Raw genomic sequence first — 16,822 nt, forward strand, 5'->3', positions numbered from 1 at the left:
CCGCCGCGCCGTACCGAAGACGGAGCGGGTGATCTCCCGGCCGATCTGCGTGCCCAGAGAACGGGCCAGCGACTTGAACATGCCGCTGCCCACCACCTGCTGGACGACAGAGGGATCCTCCCTCGGCCCCTTGGGCCTCATTTCGTCCGGGCCCTTGGCTCCCCCGGCCCCACCCGCTCCCCCGGCTTTTCCGGAGGTCTGCGCGGCCGTGAGTTTCTCGTAGGCCGACTCTCTGTCCACAGCCTGTGCGTAACGGTCGTAGAGCTGAGAGGACCTGACCGCCTGGTCGAGGACGGCCGCGTCGACGGGGCCCATCAGTGACTCGGGGGCGCGCAGACGGGTCGCGGCGACCGGGGTCGGGGCGCCCTTCTCGCTCAGTACGGTCACCACCGCCTCGCCCGTCCCGAGGCCGGTGAGCAGCTCCTCCAGGTCGTACGCCGAGTTCGGGAAGGTCTGCACCGTGGCCCGGAGTGCCTTCTGGTCGTCCGGGGTGAAGGCGCGCAGCGCGTGCTGGACGCGGTTGCCGAGCTGGGCGAGGACGTCGGCGGGCACGTCCCGCGGGGTCTGCGTCACGAAGAACACGCCCACCCCCTTGGAGCGGATGAGACGGACGGTCTGTGTGATCGCGTCCAGGAACGCCTTCGACGCGTCCTTGAAGAGCAGATGCGCCTCGTCGAAGAAGAAGACAAGCTTGGGCTTGTCGGCGTCGCCGACCTCCGGGAGGTCGTGGAAGAGGTCGGCCAGCAGCCACATCAGGAAGGTCGAGAACAGCTGCGGCCGGTCCTGGACGGCGGGCAGTTCGAGCACCGAGACCATGCCCCGGCCGTCCGAGGCCGTGCGCAGCAGCTCCGCCGTGTCGAACTCCGGTTCGCCGAAGAAGTCCGCCATGCCCTGTGCCTCGAAGGCGGTGAGGGACCGCAGGATCACCCCGGCCGTGGCCGTCGACAGCCCGCCGATGTTCTTCAGCTCGGGCTTGCCCTCGTCGGAGGTGAGGAACGCGACGACGGCCCTCAGGTCCTTCAGGTCGACCAGTTCCAGCCCTTTCTGGTCGGCGTAGTGGAACACCAGGCCGAGCGACTGCTCCTGGGTCTGGTTGAGCTGGAGCACCTTGGACAGCAGCACCGGGCCGAAACTCGTGATCGTGGCCCGCACCGGGATGCCGTGGCCGAGACCGCCGAGCGCGTAGAACTCGGCGGGGAAGCCGGTCGCCGTCCACTTCTGGTGCACCTCGGCCGCACGGGAGGCGACCCTGTCGTTCATCGTCCCCGGCGCGGAGATGCCGGACACGTCACCCTTCACATCGGCCAGGAAAACGGGCACACCTTGGGCGCTGAGCTGTTCGGCGATCAGTTGGAGTGTTTTGGTCTTGCCCGTGCCGGTCGCCCCCGCGACCAGACCGTGCCGGTTGAGCATGGGGAGCGGGATACGGATCTGGGCGTCCGGGAGGCATGTCCCGTCCCACAGCAGGGCGCCCAGATCGAGTGCCGGGCCGGTGAAGGCGTACCCGGCGGCGATCTCCAGGGCCGGCTGGGGGAGCGCGGGGGCGCTCCCTGGCGCGCGTGGGGGTGAGTCGGGCGCGTTTGCCGGTGGCATGGGCTCCGTGGTGGCCGATGACACGCTCTCGCTGTCACTCATGTCGGGTCCCTCTTCCGGTTTGCCCCGCTTTACAGCATCTTTTTTAGCGTCGCACTCCGTCTCCATGGCTGCGCCCGGAACGTCTGGACCGGTAGGCTTTCCGTGTGATCTTCAAGCGCATCGGAAACGGCCGGCCGTACCCCGACCACGGCCGGGAAAGCACCCGGCAGTGGGCGGACGTCGCGCCGCGCCCGGTCCGCCTCGATCAGCTCGTGACGACCAAGGGCCAGCTCGACCTGGAAACCCTGCTCGCCGAGGACTCCACGTTCTACGGCGACCTCTTCGCGCACGTCGTGAAGTGGCAGGGCGACCTGTATCTGGAGGACGGTCTGCACCGCGCGGTCCGGGCGGCCCTCCAGCAACGCCAGGTGCTGCACGCCCGCGTCCTCGAAATGGACTGACGGCCGTCAGTACGGCCGTCCACATCGCCCTCGCGACGCTTATTGGCCCTTTCGGGTAGTACTGCGGCCGGGTCAATGATCATTTTGTAGGCATCACCGCCCGGGCGCACTACGCTGCGCCCATGAGCATGCTGACTCCCCCCGGAATGGGCGGCCAGTACCGCATCACTGGGGACAAGTACCCGCGGATGCGCCGACCCCGGGGACGCCGCAAGTTCGTGTTCGGACTCGTGGCCTCCGTCGTAGCCCTCGGCCTGATCGGCTGGGGCACCTTGCAGCTCATCGACGTCTTCACCGGCGGCGGCAGCAAGGCCACGGCCGCGGGACCCAAGACGGACTGCGCGACGAAGGCCGAACCCTCGGCGACGCCGCCGACGGCCGTCAGAGCGCTGCCCAAGCCCGGCCTGATCACCGTCAACGTGCTGAACGCCACGCCCCGCAGCGGCCTCGCCAAGCAGGCGGCGGACGAACTGCGCAAGCGCGGCTTCCGCATCGGCGACGTCGGCAACGCGCCCAAGGCCTACGACAAGAAGATCGCCGGAACCGGCATGGTGCTCGGCGCGAAGTCCGCCGCCGAGGCCGCCCTGCCCGTACTCGGCACCCAGCTCGCCGGCGCCCAGGTGAAGACCGACACACGCGCCTCGGCCACCGAGGTCGACCTGCTCATCGGCACCGCCTTCACGGCCCTGACCAGCAAGAAGGACGCCGACCAGGCCCTGGCCGCACTGGCCGGTCCGGCGCCGACGCCCTCCAGCAGCCCGAAGAGCTGCTGAGCCTCGTACTCCTGGCTGTACTCGTACCCGTGGCTCCCGTTGGCTCTGCGGGACGCCGCTGCTACTCGGCCGCGCCGTACAGCCGGTCGCCCGCGTCTCCGAGGCCCGGGACGATGTAGCCGTGCTCGTTCAGGCGCTCGTCCACCGAGGCCGTGACGACCGTGACCGGGGCGCCCGCCAGCTCGCGCTCCATGATCTCGACGCCCTCCGGGGCGGCCAGCAGGACCACGGCCGTCACATCGTCGGCACCGCGCTTGATCAGCTCGCGGATCGCCGCGACCAGGGTGCCGCCGGTGGCGAGCATCGGGTCGAGGACGTACACCTGACGCCCGGAGAGGTCCTCCGGCATACGGGTGGCGTACGTCGACGCCTGGAGCGTCTCCTCGTCGCGCACCATGCCCATGAAGCCCACCTCGGCGGTCGGCAGCAGCCGGACCATGCCGTCCAGCATGCCCAGGCCGGCCCGCAGGATCGGCACCACCAGCGGGCGCGGGTAGGACAGCTTGACGCCAGTGGTCGAGGAGACCGGCGTCGTGATGTCGACCTGTTCGGTACGCACGTCGCGCGTGGCCTCGTAGGCGAGCAGGGTGACCAGCTCGTCGGCGAGACGGCGGAAGGTCGCGGAGTCGGTGCGCTGGTCGCGCAGCGTGGTGAGCTTGTGGGCGACCAGAGGGTGGTCGACGACGTGGAGACGCATGTCCCTAACAGTAGCCGGGGTCCCGTACAGCGGCTCTGCTCCCCCGTGCGGCGGTGCAGGTGCCCAGTACAGCGGTTCCGGATCCCCGTACAGCGGCGTCGCTCCCCGCTCACCCTTCCGGTGGCATCAAACCGCCCGCCGGAGGGAAGGTGGGAGGGACGCACCGACTGGGGGTGTCCGCCCATGCCTGACCGTGAACCCGCCCGTGAACCCGACCGGGAACGGGACCAGAAGGCGTCGGAGACCGAGGCCGAACGGCGTCGGCGCCGGGCCGTCTTCCTGCGCGAACTGACCGAGGCACGCGAGCTGCGCGACCGCGTCCAGCCCCGCCGCGCCAAGACCGCCCGCCTCCGCCACGCCATGCGCATGCGTACGTTCCGCTGGTAGAAGGCGCGTTGGAGGGGTGGCCGTGCGGGCGGTGGCAGGGAAGGCGGTTACGATCCGCTGGTGGCGGCGACGGTAGTGCTGCTGGAGGGCTCGGCCGACCAGCGATCAAAAGAGCCGGACACAGGGTGCGGAAGACGTCCCCTGAACGCTCCGTTTCTGCCACGATGCCGAGTGGGCGGGGCTCGGCACCCAGCGTTCCCCACCCGCGAACTCCGCCGGGAGGGCCCCCAACCGGCACGCCTAGGACCAGTGGGAGAGTCACGGTGTACTTCGCCGCACTGCTCGCGCGCACCGAAGACGGGTGGGAAGCGAGCGACAAAGAGCTCGACGATGTGGAAACCCTGTCGGACCTGGCCGAACTGGCCCGTGAAGCCTCCCCCGAGGACGACACGGTGCTGGTTCTCATCGAACAGGAGGACGCCTGGTTCGGCGTCGTCCGCATCGACGGCGAGGACGACCCCCGTATCTACGTCTCGGACGCCGCCGCCGCTGCCCGTAGTTCGTACGGCGAGATTCTGCTCACGGCCGAGCTGCTCGGCCGCGATCCCGACACCGACGAGCCGGATCTCGACGCCCTCGACCTCGACGGCACCGAGGACGGTGAGTCGGACGCCGATCCGGACACCGACGAAGACGACGAGGAGGCCGGTACGTCCGCCGAAGCGGTCCCGCACGGCCCCGTAGGAGACCCGGAGATCCTCGACGACCTCGGCGTCGGCGAGAAGGAACTGAGCGCCCTGGACGCCGACGACGCGCTGGGCGCGATCGCCGAGGCCCTGGGAGCGGCGGAGGTCCTGGAGACGGTGCGCTGAGCGAGGAGGGCCTGATCGGCGAGGGGCCGCCCGACCCCGTACGGGATCCCTGGCGGGCCGCGATGCGGCTCGCCCTGGCCGAGGCCGAGCGGGCCGTCCTCGGCGGTGACGTCCCGGTGGGCGCCGTCGTCCTGGCCGCCGACGGTACGACGGTGCTCGCGACCGGCCACAACGAGCGCGAGGCGACGGGCGATCCGACCGCGCACGCGGAGGTCCTCGCGCTCCGGCGGGCCGCGGCGGATTTGAGGAATTCAGCGGCGCGCTGGGGGTCCCCCCAGGCGCTCAGCTCTGGGGGAGCCTCCGGCAGGGGTGGTGGCGGGAGACGGGCGGGCGAGTGGCGGCTGTCCGGCTGCACGCTCGTCGTGACGCTGGAGCCCTGCACGATGTGCGCGGGCGCCCTCGTGCAGTCCCGCGTGGACCGCGTGGTCTACGGCGCCCGCGACGAGAAGGCGGGCGCGGCCGGCTCCCTCTGGGACGTCGTACGCGACCGCCGGCTCAACCACCGCCCCGAGGTGATCGGCGGCGTCCTCGCGGACGACTGCGCCGGCCTCCTCACCACCTTCTTCCGCGACGGCCGCTGACGAAAACGGATTTCGGAGCACGCCGCACCTTGCTGTAAGGTCTCCCTCGGTAGCGTGTCCGAGCGGCCGAAGGAGCTCGCCTCGAAAGCGAGTGTGGCGCAAGTCACCGAGGGTTCAAATCCCTCCGCTACCGCTGTAGAAGGGCCTCGCCGGACGGCGGGGCCCTTCTTGCGAGATCGGTCGGGTGTGTTCGGTCGAGTGTGCGTGGTCGGGTCTGGTCGGGTCTGAGGGGGAGGCCGCAGTGGCGGTGAATGCGAAGAAGATAGCCGTCTATGCCGTCGTGGTCTTCGTGCTGTACGTGATCATCACGGACCCCACAGGAGCGGCCGGGTACGTCGAGATAGCGTTCGAAGGAGTCTCGAACGCGGCCAGTGCCATAGGTGACTTCATGACCTGGATCGCCGACGGTGCCAAGTAGCAGCCAGTCAGCCGGCCCAGTAGCAGCAGTCGAGGAGTGCATGTGATCCGCCATCTGGTCCTCTTCAAGCTCAACGAGGGCGTCCAGCGCGACGAACCGCGGGTCGTGGCGGGTGCCGAGGCATTCCGTGCCCTGTCCGGCCAGATCGACGAACTCCGCTTCTGGGAGTGCGCCTGGAACATCACCGACCGCCCCATCGCCTACGACTTCGCGATCAACTCGGCCGTCGACGACATGGACGCACTGAAGCGGTACCTCGAACACCCGGCCCATCAGGCGGCCGCCGGACTGTGGCGCGAGTTCGCCACGTGGGTGATCGCCGACTACGAGGTCTGACCCGCACGCCCGTCCGCACGCCCGTCCGTACGGCCGCACGCACGGCCCCGCACCGGAATGGTGTGGGGCCTTTTTGCGTCTTGTGCGCCAACCCTTCCTCAACACGGTGTTATGGGGTGCTTGCACACAGTGCACATGTCTTGTGATGCTATGACCGCTTTTGACGGATGAGTTGACCGTTGAGTCGACCATTGAGTTGACCGATGAAGAGGTGGCGTTGACCGTGTCGGCCAGTACTGCGCCACCCCAGGAAGCCCCCGCTCAGGAAGCCCCCGCCCAGGAGATCGCACCTCAGGAGCCCGCGCCCCAGCGGAGCCGGGGCGCGGACACCCGGGCGCTCACCCAGGTGCTCTTCGGCCAGCTCAAGATGCTGGATCCCGGTACGCCGGAGCACAACCGCGTACGGGGGGCGCTCATCGAGGCGAACATCCCGCTCGTGCGCTACGCGGCCGCCCGCTTCCGCTCCCGCAACGAGCCGATGGAGGACGTCGTCCAGGTCGGCACCATCGGGCTGATCAACGCCATCGACCGGTTCGACCCGGACCGGGGCGTGCAGTTCCCGACGTTCGCGATGCCGACCGTCATCGGCGAGATCAAGCGGTACTTCCGGGACAACGTCCGCACGGTCCACGTACCGCGTCGGCTGCACGAGTTGTGGGTGCAGGTCAACGGGGCGACCGAGGATCTGACGACGGCCTTCGGGCGTACCCCGACGACCGCCGAGATCGCCGAGCGGCTGCGCATCAGCGAGGAGGACGTACTGTCCTGCATCGAGGCCGGCCGCTCGTACCACGCGACCTCGCTGGAGGCCGCCCAGGAGGGCGACGGCCTGCCCGGGCTGGTCGACCGCCTCGGCTACGAGGACCCCGCGCTGGACGGCGTGGAGCACCGCGACCTGGTCCGCCACCTCCTGGTCCAACTCCCGGAACGCGAACAGCGCATCCTCCTGCTGCGTTACTACAGCAACCTCACCCAGTCGCAGATCAGCGCGGAACTGGGCGTCTCCCAGATGCACGTGTCCCGGCTGCTGGCCCGCAGCTTCGCGCGACTGCGCTCGGCGAACCGCGTCGAGGCGTAGTCCGAGGCGCGGCCCGAGGCATGGTCCGGGCCGACGTCCGCGTCGTCGCCCCAAGCAGCCGGCCAGACGTATCCGGATACAGGATCGAGTTGTCACCTGGGAGAGCGAATCACTCAAGGGTGAACTTCCCGGTATTTCTGGGCTGAAAAACCGTCACACCCCCTTTTTCCAGGGCGGATCCACGCTCCACATGTCGACATGTCACTACAGCGTGTTGCCGACATGTGACATTCTCCCGGAAGAGCGTTTGCCGTGGCTCCGGCTCCGGTATTCAGGTGAAGGCTGCGTTCCTCAGATCGGGAACGTCCGCCGCGACCGTCCGCGACCCAAAGGGGGTGGCATGTCCGCAGACCAGGGCAGCTCGAAGGTGCTCACGCTCACAAAGAGCGAGTCGGCGCCCGCCGAGCTTCACGACGTCCCGGCCCTCGTAGTGGAGGTCGAGCCAGAGGCGACCCCGGCCGTCCAGGCCCTCCCGGCCCCTCCGCCGACCACGGGCGCCATCGACACCCGGACCCTGTCCCGTTCCCTGTTCCTGCGGCTCGCCGCCCTCGACGAGAACAGCCCCGAGCGTGCGTACGTCCGGGACACCCTCATCGAGTTGAACCTCCCCCTCGTCCGGTACGCGGCGGCCCGCTTCCGCTCCCGCAACGAGCCGATGGAGGACATCGTCCAGGTCGGAACCATCGGCCTGATCAAGGCGATCGACCGCTTCGACTGCGAACGCGGCGTCGAGTTCCCGACGTTCGCGATGCCGACGGTCGTGGGCGAGATCAAGCGCTTCTTCCGCGACACCTCGTGGTCGGTGCGTGTGCCGCGCCGTCTGCAGGAGCTGCGCCTGGCCCTCACCAAGGCCAGCGACGAACTCGCCCAGAAGCTGGACCGCTCCCCCACGGTCACCGAACTCGCCGTGGTCCTGGGCGTGTCCGAGGAGGACGTGGTCGACGGCCTCGCGGTCGGCAACGCGTACACGGCCTCGTCCCTGGACTCCCCGGCCCTGGAGGACGACGGCGGCGAGGGCTCCCTGGCCGACCGCCTCGGCTACGAGGACACGGCGCTGGAGGGCGTGGAGTACCGCGAGTCCCTGAAGCCGCTGCTGGCCAAACTCCCGCCGCGCGAGCGCCGGATCATCATGCTGCGCTTCTTCGCCAACATGACGCAGTCGCAGATCGGCGAGGAGGTCGGCATCTCCCAGATGCACGTGTCACGCCTCCTGACCCGGACCCTCACCCAGCTCCGCGAGGGCCTGATCTCCGACTGAGGCTCTGACGGCAACAGTTGTCCGACCGAGGGTTCACTTCTGACGGAGCATCAGCGATGCTGTCGCGATGCTTCGACAGACCCGCGCGACGCATGACCGCCGGGGCGCCATCGCCCTGACCACCTCGGCGGCCGTCGTGACCTGCGCCCTGGCAGGGGTGTTGGCCGCGTGCGGGAACGGCGGCGGACACGACGAGGGGTACGTCCCGGTCGAGCGACCGGGGATCGGCGGTACGGCGATCGCTCCCACCGGGGAGGTGACGTTCGTACCGCTGGAGGGACGGCAGCCGGAGACTCCGGCTCCCAACCCGCGGGCTGGGCCCGGCAGTCGGCCGCGCACTCCTGCACCGGGGCCCGCGGCAGCGCCCCTTCCGGCAGCACCAGCAGCTCAGGCAGCACCCGTGGCTCCGCCAGGAGGTGCCGACTCCGGGCGCACGAGCACGGGTTCAGCGTCCTCGGGGCCGACACCGAGGCAGACGCCGACGCCCACATCAAGTGCCACACCGAGGCCGACGCCCACAACTCCCGTACCGTCAACGCCTGTCGGTCCCGCGCGGCTGATCACGGGTGCGCCGCTACGAGAGTCCACGGACAGACGCTGGTGCGAGAAGGTGACGCTTCCCTTCCACAACACCGGTGGCTCACCGGTGCGTTCGGGGACGGTGACCTTCGGCACGCACATCATCGACCTGCTCGGCATCGACTGGGCGACCATCGAGTCGACGGTGCCGCTCCCGACGCCGATCGGGGCGGGGGCGGGGCGCGAAGAGAGCTGGACGGTGTGCGTGGAGGAGTGGCGCGTGCCGTGGGGCATGCGGGTGGAGACCCGGGTCGTCGAGGTGCTATGGCAGTAGGGCGCCGGCGCCCACCGCTCCGCCGCGCCCGACGCCCACCGCTCCGCCGTGCTCTGCAGCCCGGCGGTCAAATCCTCACGTAGGCCCTACTTCAGCGCCAGCCAGGCCACCGCCGCGATCACCAGCACGGCGACGACCACGCCGACGATCAGGCCGATGCGGGGGCCCGCCGGAGCAGGTGCCTGGCGGCTGCCGCCCTGGGGGGTCTCGTCGACGAACGCTCGGAACATCTGGGTGCTGCCCGCGGGGTCGTAGTTGCCCTCGGGGCCCTGGGTGTTGGCCATGGTGCGAGACCCTAGCGAACTCGGCGGGGCGCGCCCAAGCTGCCCCCCTCTCGCACCCATCTCACCTGCGCGTTTACGTTCGCCAATGCTTGCCTTTGCCAAGTTTTTAGCCCAACCCCTCCCCATTTCATTTGCCTGTAGCAACCAATCTTTTCTATGGTTGCCCCAAGCAACGAATAACTGGACGCCGGAGCAGGACTCAGAGGACTGCACTCAGGGGGTGTGATGGCCGAGCAGACGCAGTACGAGGAGCTGGTGCGTCAGTTCAGTGCCTTCGGGGCCGTGAAGCGGGAGATGGGGCGGATCATGCCGCCCGAGTGTCCCGGCGGTTCCGCCACCGTGCTGACGCTGCTCGGCCGGTACGGAGACATGCGGATGAGCCGGCTCGCCGAACTGCTCGCCGTCGACATGTCCGTCACCAGCCGCCATGTCGCCCACGTCGCCGGACGCGGCTGGATCGAACGGCTCCCCGACCCCGCCGACAAGCGCTCCCGCATTTTGCGGCTGACCCCGTCGGGGCACGCGCAGATCGGCGAGCTGTCGCGGCGAACCACCGAACTGCTCGCCCACCGGCTCGCCGACTGGAGCGACGAGGAGGTCGGGCAGCTCGCCCGCCTCATGGGGCGACTCCGGGAGAGCTTCGGTACGCAACAGACGCCGTAGCAAACGACGTAAAAGACATAAACGACGTAAACGATTTAGAAGACGCACACGCACAAGACGCAGCACAGACAAGGAAGTTCAATGGCAACGACCACACCGGCCGGTGTGCGGGCGGCACACGCCAAGCACGGAGGAGGCTCCCACGGCTCCGCCGACGGCGCGCCGATGACGCACCGGCAGATCATGGAAGCGCTCACCGGGCTGCTGCTCGGCATGTTCGTGGCGATCCTGTCGTCGACGATCGTCTCCAACGCCCTGCCCGACATCATCAAGGACCTCGGCGGCGGCCAGAGCGCCTACACCTGGGTCGTGACCGCGTCGCTGCTCGCGATGACCGCGTCCACCCCGCTGTGGGGCAAGCTCGCCGACCTCTTCTCCAAGAAGCTGCTGATCCAGTTCGCCCTGGTCATCTTCGTGCTGGGCTCGGCAGCCGCCGGCCTCTCGCAGAACGCGGGCATGCTCATCACCTTCCGCGCCGTGCAGGGCGTCGGCATGGGCGGCCTCTCGGCGCTCGCCCAGATCATTCTCGCGGCGATGATCTCCCCGCGTGAGCGCGGACGCTACAACGGCTACCTCGGCGCCACCTTCGCGACCGCGATGGTCGGCGGCCCGCTGATCGGCGGTGTCATCACCGACACCAGCTGGCTCGGCTGGCGCTGGTGCTTCTACGTCGGCGTGCCCTTCGCCGTCGTCGCGCTGATCGTGCTCCAGCGGACCCTGCACCTGCCGATCGTCAAGCGCAAGGCCAAGGTCGACTGGACCGGCGCCTTCTTCATCACCGCCGCCGTCTGCCTGCTGCTGGTCTGGGTGACCTTCGCCGGCGACAAGTACGACTGGGTGTCCTGGCAGACCTACGCGATGATCGGCGGCACGGTCGCGCTGCTCGGCGTCTTCGTCCTGGTCGAGTCGAAGGCCAGCGAGCCGATCATCCCGCTGCGGCTCTTCCGCAACCGCACGATCACCCTCGCCTCGCTCGCGTCGCTCTTCGTCGGCGTCGCGATGTTCGCGGGCACCATCTTCTTCAGCCAGTACTTCCAGCTGGCCCGGGACAAGTCGCCGACCATGTCCGGCGTCATGACCATCCCGATGATCGGCGGCCTGTTCGTCGCCTCCACCGTCTCCGGGCAGGTCATCACCCGTACGGGACGCTGGAAGGCGTGGCTGCTCTCCGGCGGTGTGCTGGTGACGGCCGGTCTCGGTCTGCTGGGCACCCTGCGCTACGACACCGCGTACTGGCACGTCGCCATCTACATGGCGCTGCTGGGGCTCGGCGTCGGCATGATGATGCAGAACCTCGTGCTCTGCACCCAGAACCAGGTCTCCCCCTCCGACCTGGGTGTCGCCAGCTCGGTGGTCACCTTCTTCCGTTCCCTCGGCGGTGCGATCGGCGTCTCCGCGCTGGGCGCGGTCCTCAGTCACCGGATCACCGACCACCTCAAGGACGGCCTGGCCACCATCGACCCGAAGTACGCGGCGGGGCTCTCCGGTTCCACCAACAACGCCATCCCCGACCTCGACGCGCTGCCCGCGCCGCTGCGCACGGTCATCGAGGGCGCGTACGGGCACGGCATCGGCGACGTCTTCCTCTACGCCGCCCCGGCCGCCCTGCTCGCGCTCGTCTTCTCCCTCTTCATCAAGGAGGTCCCGTTGCGGACCAAGGGCGCGCTGGCGCAGGCCGCTGAGGAGAAGCAGGGCGCGCTCACTCCTGGCGCCCCGATCACCCAGGTCACCGAGGTCACCCCGGCCACCGACACGGAGAAGGCGCCCGCCGCCGTCGCCACGATGGCTGTCCCGGCCGCCGAGAGCCTCGAAGGGCCTGCCGGTGGCGGGATTCCGGTACGCGGTCATGTGCGCGGTGCCGAGAGCGCGCCCGTGCCGCAGGCCGCCGTCACGCTGATCTCCCTCGCCGGACGTCAGCTGGGCCGCGCGGTCGCGCAGGGCGACGGCGCCTACGCGCTGGACGCGCCAAGTACCGGGTCGTACGTCCTGATCGCCTCGGCGGACGGGTTCCAGCCGCAGGCCTCGACCGTCGTCGTGAACGGCGAGCCGGTCTCGTACGACATCCTGCTCAGCGGCACCAGTGGCCTCAGTGGGCTGGTGCGCGGCGCCGAGACCGGGGTTCCGGTCAAGGACGCCATGGTGATCGTCACCGACGTGCGCGGCGATGTACTGGCCACCGGGACCACCGGTGAGCAGGGCGAGTTCACGTTCGCCGAGCTGGTGCCGGGTGCCGTGACCGTCGCCGTGAACGCCGCCGGATACCGGCCGCGGGCGCTGCCCGTCGAGGTCGGCGGGACCGGGGTCACCCGGGTCGAGGTGGAACTGGCGTCCGGGGCGCACGTCCAGGGTGTCGTACGGGCGCCGCACGGGCCGCTCGGGGACGCGCGGGTCACGCTCGTCGACGCGGCCGGCAACGTGGTCGGCTCATCGACGACCGGTACGGACGGGGCGTACGCCTTCACCGACCTGGACAGCGGCGAGTACACGGTCATCGCGACGGGCTACCCGCCGGTGGCCACCGCCCTGACCGTCACCGGCCGCGGCGCCGACGACCACGACATCGAACTCGCCCACCCGGGCGGGGAGTAGCGGGACATGACCATGACCAGCACAGGCGTCGCGGGGCTGAGTGCGCGGGTTCGTACGCGGGACGGTTGGGCCGTGTCGCACGCCGTCGTCACCGTGACCGACATGACCGGTCAGCAGGTGCTGCGTGCCGGGGCGGACGCGGACGGGGCCGTGCGCGACGCGACGCCGCTCGCGCCCGGCGCGTACACCGTGATCGTGACGGCCGTCGGCTACGCGCCCACCGCGTCCACCGCCATCGTCACCGTGAGCGGACGCGCCGAGGTCGGTACCGTCACGCTCGCCCGGCTGGGCGGCGGCGCCGAACTGCCTCCGCCGGGACCGTGGACCGTCGACCCGGCCCACTCGTCCGTCGGGGCGCTCGCGCAGCACCTGGGCATCTCCAGCGTGCACGGACGGTTCACCGAGTTCACGGCGACGATCGACATCGCGCCGGACGACATCGCCAAGTCCCGTGTGGAGGCGGTCATTTCGGCCGCCTCCATCGACACGGGCAACGGCACGCGGGACGACCATCTGCGGTCCGCCGACTTCCTGGACGTGGACACGCACCCCGAGATCACGTTCCACTCGACGGGCCTCACGCCGGCCGCCGGTCCCGACCGCTGGACCGTCCACGGCGAGCTGACCATGCGCGGTGTCGTACGGCCCGTCGACCTCGACCTCGCCTACCTCGGTACCGGCGCCGATCCCTGGGGCGGCACCCGGGCCGCGTTCCGGGCCACGACCGAGCTGCGGCGCGAGGACTTCGCCATGAACTACAACCAGGTGGTGCGGGCGGGGATAGCGGCGATCGGTACGACGCTCAAGGTGGAGCTGGACATCCAAGCCGTGCGGGGACCCAGCCTCTAGGCTGCCCGTATGGCACCGAACATCGCTACGAATACCGCCGTGTCCCTGGCCGAGCTGCTCGACTTCGTACGGCCCCGCCACCGGGCGATCCTCCTCACCCGGCGCGCGGACGGCTCCCCCCAGGCGTCGCCGCTGACCTGCGGGGTCGACGACTCGGGGCGGGTCGTCGTGTCGACCTACCCCGAGCGCGCCAAGACGCGCAACGCCAAGCGGGACGAGCGGGTCAGCCTGCTCGTGCTGAGCGACGACTGGAACGGGCCCTGGGTCCAGATCGACGGCACGGCGGAGGTCATCGACTCCCCCGAGTCGGTCGAGCCGCTCGTCGAGTACTTCCGGAACATCTCGGGTGAGCACCCGGACTGGGACGAGTACCGCGCGGCCATGGTGAAGCAGGGCAAGTCGATCATCCGGGTCACCCCGGAGAAGTGGGGGCCGGTCGCCACCGGCGGCTTCCCGGCGAGGCTTGCTCCGCAGGGGTAGGCGGGCGGGAAACAGGGGTGGGCGGCGTGGAGGCTCGGGTTGGTCGCGGTGAGAGTCGCCTCGGGGGGTCCGCCCCCGAACCCCCGGTCTCGCTGAAGGCGCTCGTCCTCAAACGCCGGACGGGCTGGGGTGCCGGGCGGCGTCCTCAAGCACCGGGCCGGCTGGAAATGCCCAGCCACGTCCCCAGGCACCGGACCAACGGGAAATGCCCGGCCACGTCCTCAGGAACCGGACGAGCTGGAAATACCCGGCGGCGGAGCCTCATCCTCCTGTCTCGCCACCATCGCCTCGATCCCCGCCACCAGCAGTTCCAGCGCGAAGTCGAAGTCCCGTTCGCGCATCTCCTGGACCGTTCCGCCGCCCCTCGCCGCCATCATGTCCGCCGACTCCTGGATGAGGTCGGCGACCTCGGGGGCGGCCCCGACGGCGCTCATGGCGTGCTGGAAGAAGGCGTCCTGGGTCATGCCCGCCTCCGTGCAGCGGGCGACGAAGTGGCCCTCGATCGTGCCGAAGCCGTACACGAACTGGAAGACGGCGGCGATGGCGCCGGTGAGTCCTCGCGCGGGCAGGCCGGTCCGCCGGATCACTCGCTGGACGGCACGTGAGAAGGCCTGTGCGTGCGGGCCGATGTTGAGGTAGGTCCCGGCGAGCGGCGACGCCCAGGGGTGGCGGACCAGCAGGGCGCGGTACTCGCCGGCCAGCATCCGGAGCTGGTCGCGCCAGTCCTCGCCCTCGGCCTCCGGGTCGGGCAGGCGCAGTTGGGCGCAGGCCGCGTCGAGGGCGAGTTCGAGCAGGTCGTCCTTGGTGTCGACGTACCAGTACACCGACATGGCCGTGACGTTCAGCTCGGCGGCCAGCCGCCGCATCGAGAACCTGGCCAGTCCCTCCGCGTCCAGCAACCGAACGGTCACCTCGGTGATCCGGTCCCGGTCCAGCCCCGACGGCTGACCGGCGCGACCGCCACTGCTCCGGCGCGCCTTCCCCTCGAGCCAGACACTGGTCCGCGCGGGCCGTTCGACTGCCTTCACGATGGCGCACCTCCCGATACTTACGTTCACCGGCAAGAATGCCAGGCCGCAGCCGACCTGAAGGGGCGCGGGGAACTGCGCGACCAGCCACGACGGGCCCGCAGCCGCGCACACACCCGCACAACCCGAGCTCCTAGGCGGCCTCGGCCTCACCCATCTCGGACTCTGCCCGCTCAGCCCTGCGCAGCAACAGCGCCGCGACCAGACCGCCCAGCAGCACAGCCCCCGCTCCCACCAGCTGACTGGTCTCCAGGCCGGAGGCGAACGCCTCGGTGATCCGCGCCCGCTCCGCTGCCGACCCCGCCTCCGCCAACGCCCCCGGCAGGGACACCGCGGCGACGGAAACCAGCGCCGCGAAGCGCGCGTTCAGCACCGCGCCGAGCACCGCGACCCCGAGCCCCTGTCCGAACTCCGCCACCGTGCCGTTGATGCCCGCCCCGACTCCGGCCTTCTCCGGCGGAATCGAGCTCATGATCGCGTGTGCCATCGCCGGGCTGGCCACCGCGGCCCCCGTCCCGATGAGCAGCAGGCCCAGCAACGTACCCGCGTAACCGCCGGAGGAGACCGTCGCGATGGAGACGAGGCCGCACGCCATCAGCGTCATGCCGAGCCCGATGGCGAGGGGTGTCCCGAGCCTGGCCGCCCATTTCGCCGCCACACCGGTGAAGTTGAGCGCGACGATCGCGAGCGCGAGCGGTGCCGTCCGCAGGCCGGCCTCCAAGGGGCCGTAGCCGAGCACGAACTGCATGTGCTGGGTGAGCAGGAAGAGCGAGCCGCCCATCCCGAACGTGATCAGCACCGCACCCGCGACCGCCCCCGTGAACCGCCGGCTCCTGAAGAAGTGCATGTCGAGCATGGGGTACGGGATCCGGCTCTCCCAGTACGCGAAGGCGCCCAGCACCACGACCGCGACGGCCGCCGGCACCAGCACCCGGCCGGACGTCCAGCCGTGTTCGGGGCCGGAGATGATCGCGAACACCAGCGAGGACATGCCGATCGTGGAGAGCAGCGCGCCCAGGAGGTCGGGGCGGTCGCCGGTCGGGTTCTTCGACTCGGGTACGAGGGCCATGACCGCCACCAGCCCCAGTGCCGCGACGGGGATGTTGATGAGGAAGATCGCGCCCCACCAGAAGTGGTTCAGCATGAAGCCGCCGAGGAGCGGGCCGGTGGCGAAGCCGAGCGAGTTGACCGCGGCCCAGATACCGATGGCCTTCGGCTGCTCGGCGGGCGTGAAGATCTGCATCGCCACGGCGAGGGTGGTCGTCATCAGCAGCGCGCCGCCGACACCCATCCCGGCACGCGCCGCGATCAACTGGCCGGTGCTGTCGGCCAGTCCGGCGGTCAGTGAGCCCACGCCGAACAGGGCCAGGCCCGCGATCAGCATCTTCTTGCGGCCGTAGCGGTCGGCCGCGCTGCCGGCGGTGAGCAGCAGGCCCGACTGGACCAGCGAATACGCGTTGATCATCCACTGGATGTCGGAGGTTCCGGCGCCCAGCTCCCGGGTGAGGGAGGGGATCGCGACGTTCAGGACGGTGTTGTCGAGCAGCACGGTGAGCTGCGCGAGACAGATGACACCGAGGATCAGCCAGCGCTGGGGGTGGCCCTGGGTATGGCCCGGGGCGGGCGGCGACTCCAGGTGGTTCGACTGGGGGGACGTAGACATGCTGTACACCGTAGAACAGTTCCTATACGGCGTACAA

19 protein-coding genes and 1 tRNA gene are annotated in these 16,822 nt (G+C 70.0%); 15 read left to right on the forward strand and 5 right to left on the reverse strand.

The genetic code is table 11. The features are described from left to right. Positions 1-1,635, reverse strand: a 1,635-nt coding sequence (locus STRTUCAR8_RS18440) for a helicase HerA-like domain-containing protein (RefSeq protein WP_006377350.1), incomplete at its 3' end; no start/stop codon positions are given. A gap of 104 nt (positions 1,636-1,739) precedes the next feature. On the opposite strand from STRTUCAR8_RS18440, the gene STRTUCAR8_RS18445 reads away from it, so the two are divergent. Both STRTUCAR8_RS18445 and STRTUCAR8_RS18450 read left to right on the forward strand, forming a co-directional pair. After that, complete coding sequence (locus STRTUCAR8_RS18445) at positions 1,740-2,036, forward strand: type II toxin-antitoxin system VapB family antitoxin (RefSeq protein WP_006377352.1); 297 nt, start codon at positions 1,740-1,742, stop codon at positions 2,034-2,036. Between the two features lie 122 nt (positions 2,037-2,158). Continuing rightward, on the forward strand, positions 2,159-2,809 hold the full coding sequence (locus STRTUCAR8_RS18450; protein WP_078507236.1) for a LytR C-terminal domain-containing protein: 651 nt from the start codon (positions 2,159-2,161) through the stop codon (positions 2,807-2,809). 61 nt (positions 2,810-2,870) lie between these two features. On the opposite strand, the gene upp is transcribed toward STRTUCAR8_RS18450, so the two are convergent. Next, on the reverse strand, positions 2,871-3,506 hold the full coding sequence (gene upp / locus STRTUCAR8_RS18455; RefSeq protein ID WP_006377346.1) for a uracil phosphoribosyltransferase: 636 nt from the start codon (positions 3,504-3,506) through the stop codon (positions 2,871-2,873). A gap of 183 nt (positions 3,507-3,689) precedes the next feature. Here upp and STRTUCAR8_RS18460 point away from each other — a divergent pair, with 183 nt between their 5' ends. The 9 genes from STRTUCAR8_RS18460 (at position 3,690) to STRTUCAR8_RS54265 (ending at position 9,229) form a co-directional block, all read left to right on the forward strand. Beyond that, the gene (locus tag STRTUCAR8_RS18460) at positions 3,690-3,893 is read left to right on the forward strand and encodes a hypothetical protein (RefSeq protein ID WP_006377349.1); all 204 of its coding nucleotides are present in this window, start codon (positions 3,690-3,692) and stop codon (positions 3,891-3,893) included. 263 nt (positions 3,894-4,156) lie between these two features. Next, positions 4,157-4,705, forward strand: coding sequence for a tRNA adenosine deaminase-associated protein (locus STRTUCAR8_RS18465; protein ID WP_006377345.1), 549 nt, complete (start codon positions 4,157-4,159; stop codon positions 4,703-4,705). 62 nt (positions 4,706-4,767) lie between these two features. Beyond that, entirely contained in the window at positions 4,768-5,286 is a 519-nt protein-coding gene (locus STRTUCAR8_RS18470) for a nucleoside deaminase (protein ID WP_006377357.1), read from the forward strand. Between the two features lie 48 nt (positions 5,287-5,334). Continuing rightward, positions 5,335-5,419: transfer RNA gene (locus STRTUCAR8_RS18475), tRNA-Ser, on the forward strand. Positions 5,420-5,527: 108 nt separating this feature from the next. Next, positions 5,528-5,704: a hypothetical protein gene (locus STRTUCAR8_RS53400; RefSeq protein WP_006377338.1), complete on the forward strand. Its 177-nt coding sequence runs from the start codon at positions 5,528-5,530 to the stop codon at positions 5,702-5,704. A 42-nt stretch (positions 5,705-5,746) separates the two neighbouring features. Further along, positions 5,747-6,040: a Dabb family protein gene (locus tag STRTUCAR8_RS18485; RefSeq protein WP_006377356.1), complete on the forward strand. Its 294-nt coding sequence runs from the start codon at positions 5,747-5,749 to the stop codon at positions 6,038-6,040. Positions 6,041-6,251: 211 nt separating this feature from the next. Continuing rightward, positions 6,252-7,118 carry an RNA polymerase sigma factor SigF gene (locus tag STRTUCAR8_RS18490; protein ID WP_006377351.1) on the forward strand — a complete coding sequence of 289 codons (867 nt, stop codon included), beginning with the start codon at positions 6,252-6,254 and terminating at the stop codon, positions 7,116-7,118. Positions 7,119-7,458: 340 nt separating this feature from the next. Continuing rightward, a complete protein-coding gene (locus tag STRTUCAR8_RS18495; protein WP_006377340.1) occupies positions 7,459-8,376 on the forward strand; it encodes an RNA polymerase sigma factor SigF in 918 nt (305 codons plus the stop codon). Positions 8,377-8,986: 610 nt separating this feature from the next. After that, positions 8,987-9,229 (forward strand): hypothetical protein, encoded by a 243-nt coding sequence (locus STRTUCAR8_RS54265; protein ID WP_006377354.1) that lies wholly within the window; start codon positions 8,987-8,989, stop codon positions 9,227-9,229. A gap of 86 nt (positions 9,230-9,315) precedes the next feature. Here STRTUCAR8_RS54265 and STRTUCAR8_RS18505 read toward each other — a convergent pair whose 3' ends face one another. Then, positions 9,316-9,513: a hypothetical protein gene (locus STRTUCAR8_RS18505; RefSeq protein ID WP_006377343.1), complete on the reverse strand. Its 198-nt coding sequence runs from the start codon at positions 9,511-9,513 to the stop codon at positions 9,316-9,318. Positions 9,514-9,738: 225 nt separating this feature from the next. Here STRTUCAR8_RS18505 and STRTUCAR8_RS18510 point away from each other — a divergent pair, with 225 nt between their 5' ends. The 4 genes from STRTUCAR8_RS18510 (at position 9,739) to STRTUCAR8_RS18525 (ending at position 14,094) form a co-directional block, all read left to right on the forward strand. Next, positions 9,739-10,176: a MarR family winged helix-turn-helix transcriptional regulator gene (locus STRTUCAR8_RS18510; protein ID WP_044472427.1), complete on the forward strand. Its 438-nt coding sequence runs from the start codon at positions 9,739-9,741 to the stop codon at positions 10,174-10,176. Between the two features lie 165 nt (positions 10,177-10,341). After that, a complete protein-coding gene (locus STRTUCAR8_RS18515) occupies positions 10,342-12,765 on the forward strand; it encodes an MFS transporter (RefSeq protein WP_044472429.1) in 2,424 nt (807 codons plus the stop codon). Between the two features lie 6 nt (positions 12,766-12,771). Then, entirely contained in the window at positions 12,772-13,614 is an 843-nt protein-coding gene (locus STRTUCAR8_RS18520; RefSeq protein WP_006377341.1) for a YceI family protein, read from the forward strand. Positions 13,615-13,623: 9 nt separating this feature from the next. Next, on the forward strand, positions 13,624-14,094 hold the full coding sequence (locus STRTUCAR8_RS18525) for a PPOX class F420-dependent oxidoreductase (RefSeq protein ID WP_006377355.1): 471 nt from the start codon (positions 13,624-13,626) through the stop codon (positions 14,092-14,094). A gap of 221 nt (positions 14,095-14,315) precedes the next feature. Here STRTUCAR8_RS18525 and STRTUCAR8_RS18530 read toward each other — a convergent pair whose 3' ends face one another. Together STRTUCAR8_RS18530 and STRTUCAR8_RS18535 are read right to left on the reverse strand one after the other, a co-directional pair. Next, the gene (locus tag STRTUCAR8_RS18530; protein ID WP_044472431.1) at positions 14,316-15,125 is read right to left on the reverse strand and encodes a TetR/AcrR family transcriptional regulator; all 810 of its coding nucleotides are present in this window, start codon (positions 15,123-15,125) and stop codon (positions 14,316-14,318) included. Between the two features lie 130 nt (positions 15,126-15,255). Next, positions 15,256-16,785 carry an MFS transporter gene (locus STRTUCAR8_RS18535; RefSeq protein WP_044472432.1) on the reverse strand — a complete coding sequence of 510 codons (1,530 nt, stop codon included), beginning with the start codon at positions 16,783-16,785 and terminating at the stop codon, positions 15,256-15,258. Positions 16,786-16,822 lie beyond the last annotated feature (37 nt).

The organism is Streptomyces turgidiscabies Car8 (assembly GCF_000331005.1).
In the GTDB taxonomy this organism is placed as follows: Bacteria; Actinomycetota; Actinomycetes; order Streptomycetales; family Streptomycetaceae; genus Streptomyces; species Streptomyces turgidiscabies.

Excerpts from the sequence above, each read along its gene's own strand:
- upp (WP_006377346.1), bottom strand. The coding sequence starts at position 3,506 with ATGCGTCTCCACGTCGTCGACCACCCTCTGGTCGCCCACAAGCTCACC.
- STRTUCAR8_RS18505 (WP_006377343.1), bottom strand. The coding sequence starts at position 9,513 with ATGGCCAACACCCAGGGCCCCGAGGGCAACTACGACCCCGCGGGCAGC.
- STRTUCAR8_RS18520 (WP_006377341.1), top strand. The coding sequence starts at position 12,772 with ATGACCATGACCAGCACAGGCGTCGCGGGGCTGAGTGCGCGGGTTCGT.
- STRTUCAR8_RS18450 (WP_078507236.1), top strand. The coding sequence starts at position 2,159 with ATGAGCATGCTGACTCCCCCCGGAATGGGCGGCCAGTACCGCATCACT.
- STRTUCAR8_RS18510 (WP_044472427.1), top strand. The coding sequence starts at position 9,739 with ATGGCCGAGCAGACGCAGTACGAGGAGCTGGTGCGTCAGTTCAGTGCC.
- STRTUCAR8_RS18525 (WP_006377355.1), top strand. The coding sequence starts at position 13,624 with ATGGCACCGAACATCGCTACGAATACCGCCGTGTCCCTGGCCGAGCTG.
- STRTUCAR8_RS18535 (WP_044472432.1), bottom strand. The coding sequence starts at position 16,785 with ATGTCTACGTCCCCCCAGTCGAACCACCTGGAGTCGCCGCCCGCCCCG.
- STRTUCAR8_RS18515 (WP_044472429.1), top strand. The coding sequence starts at position 10,342 with ATGACGCACCGGCAGATCATGGAAGCGCTCACCGGGCTGCTGCTCGGC.
- STRTUCAR8_RS18460 (WP_006377349.1), top strand. The coding sequence starts at position 3,690 with ATGCCTGACCGTGAACCCGCCCGTGAACCCGACCGGGAACGGGACCAG.
- STRTUCAR8_RS18470 (WP_006377357.1), top strand. The coding sequence starts at position 4,768 with ATGCGGCTCGCCCTGGCCGAGGCCGAGCGGGCCGTCCTCGGCGGTGAC.
- STRTUCAR8_RS18495 (WP_006377340.1), top strand. The coding sequence starts at position 7,459 with ATGTCCGCAGACCAGGGCAGCTCGAAGGTGCTCACGCTCACAAAGAGC.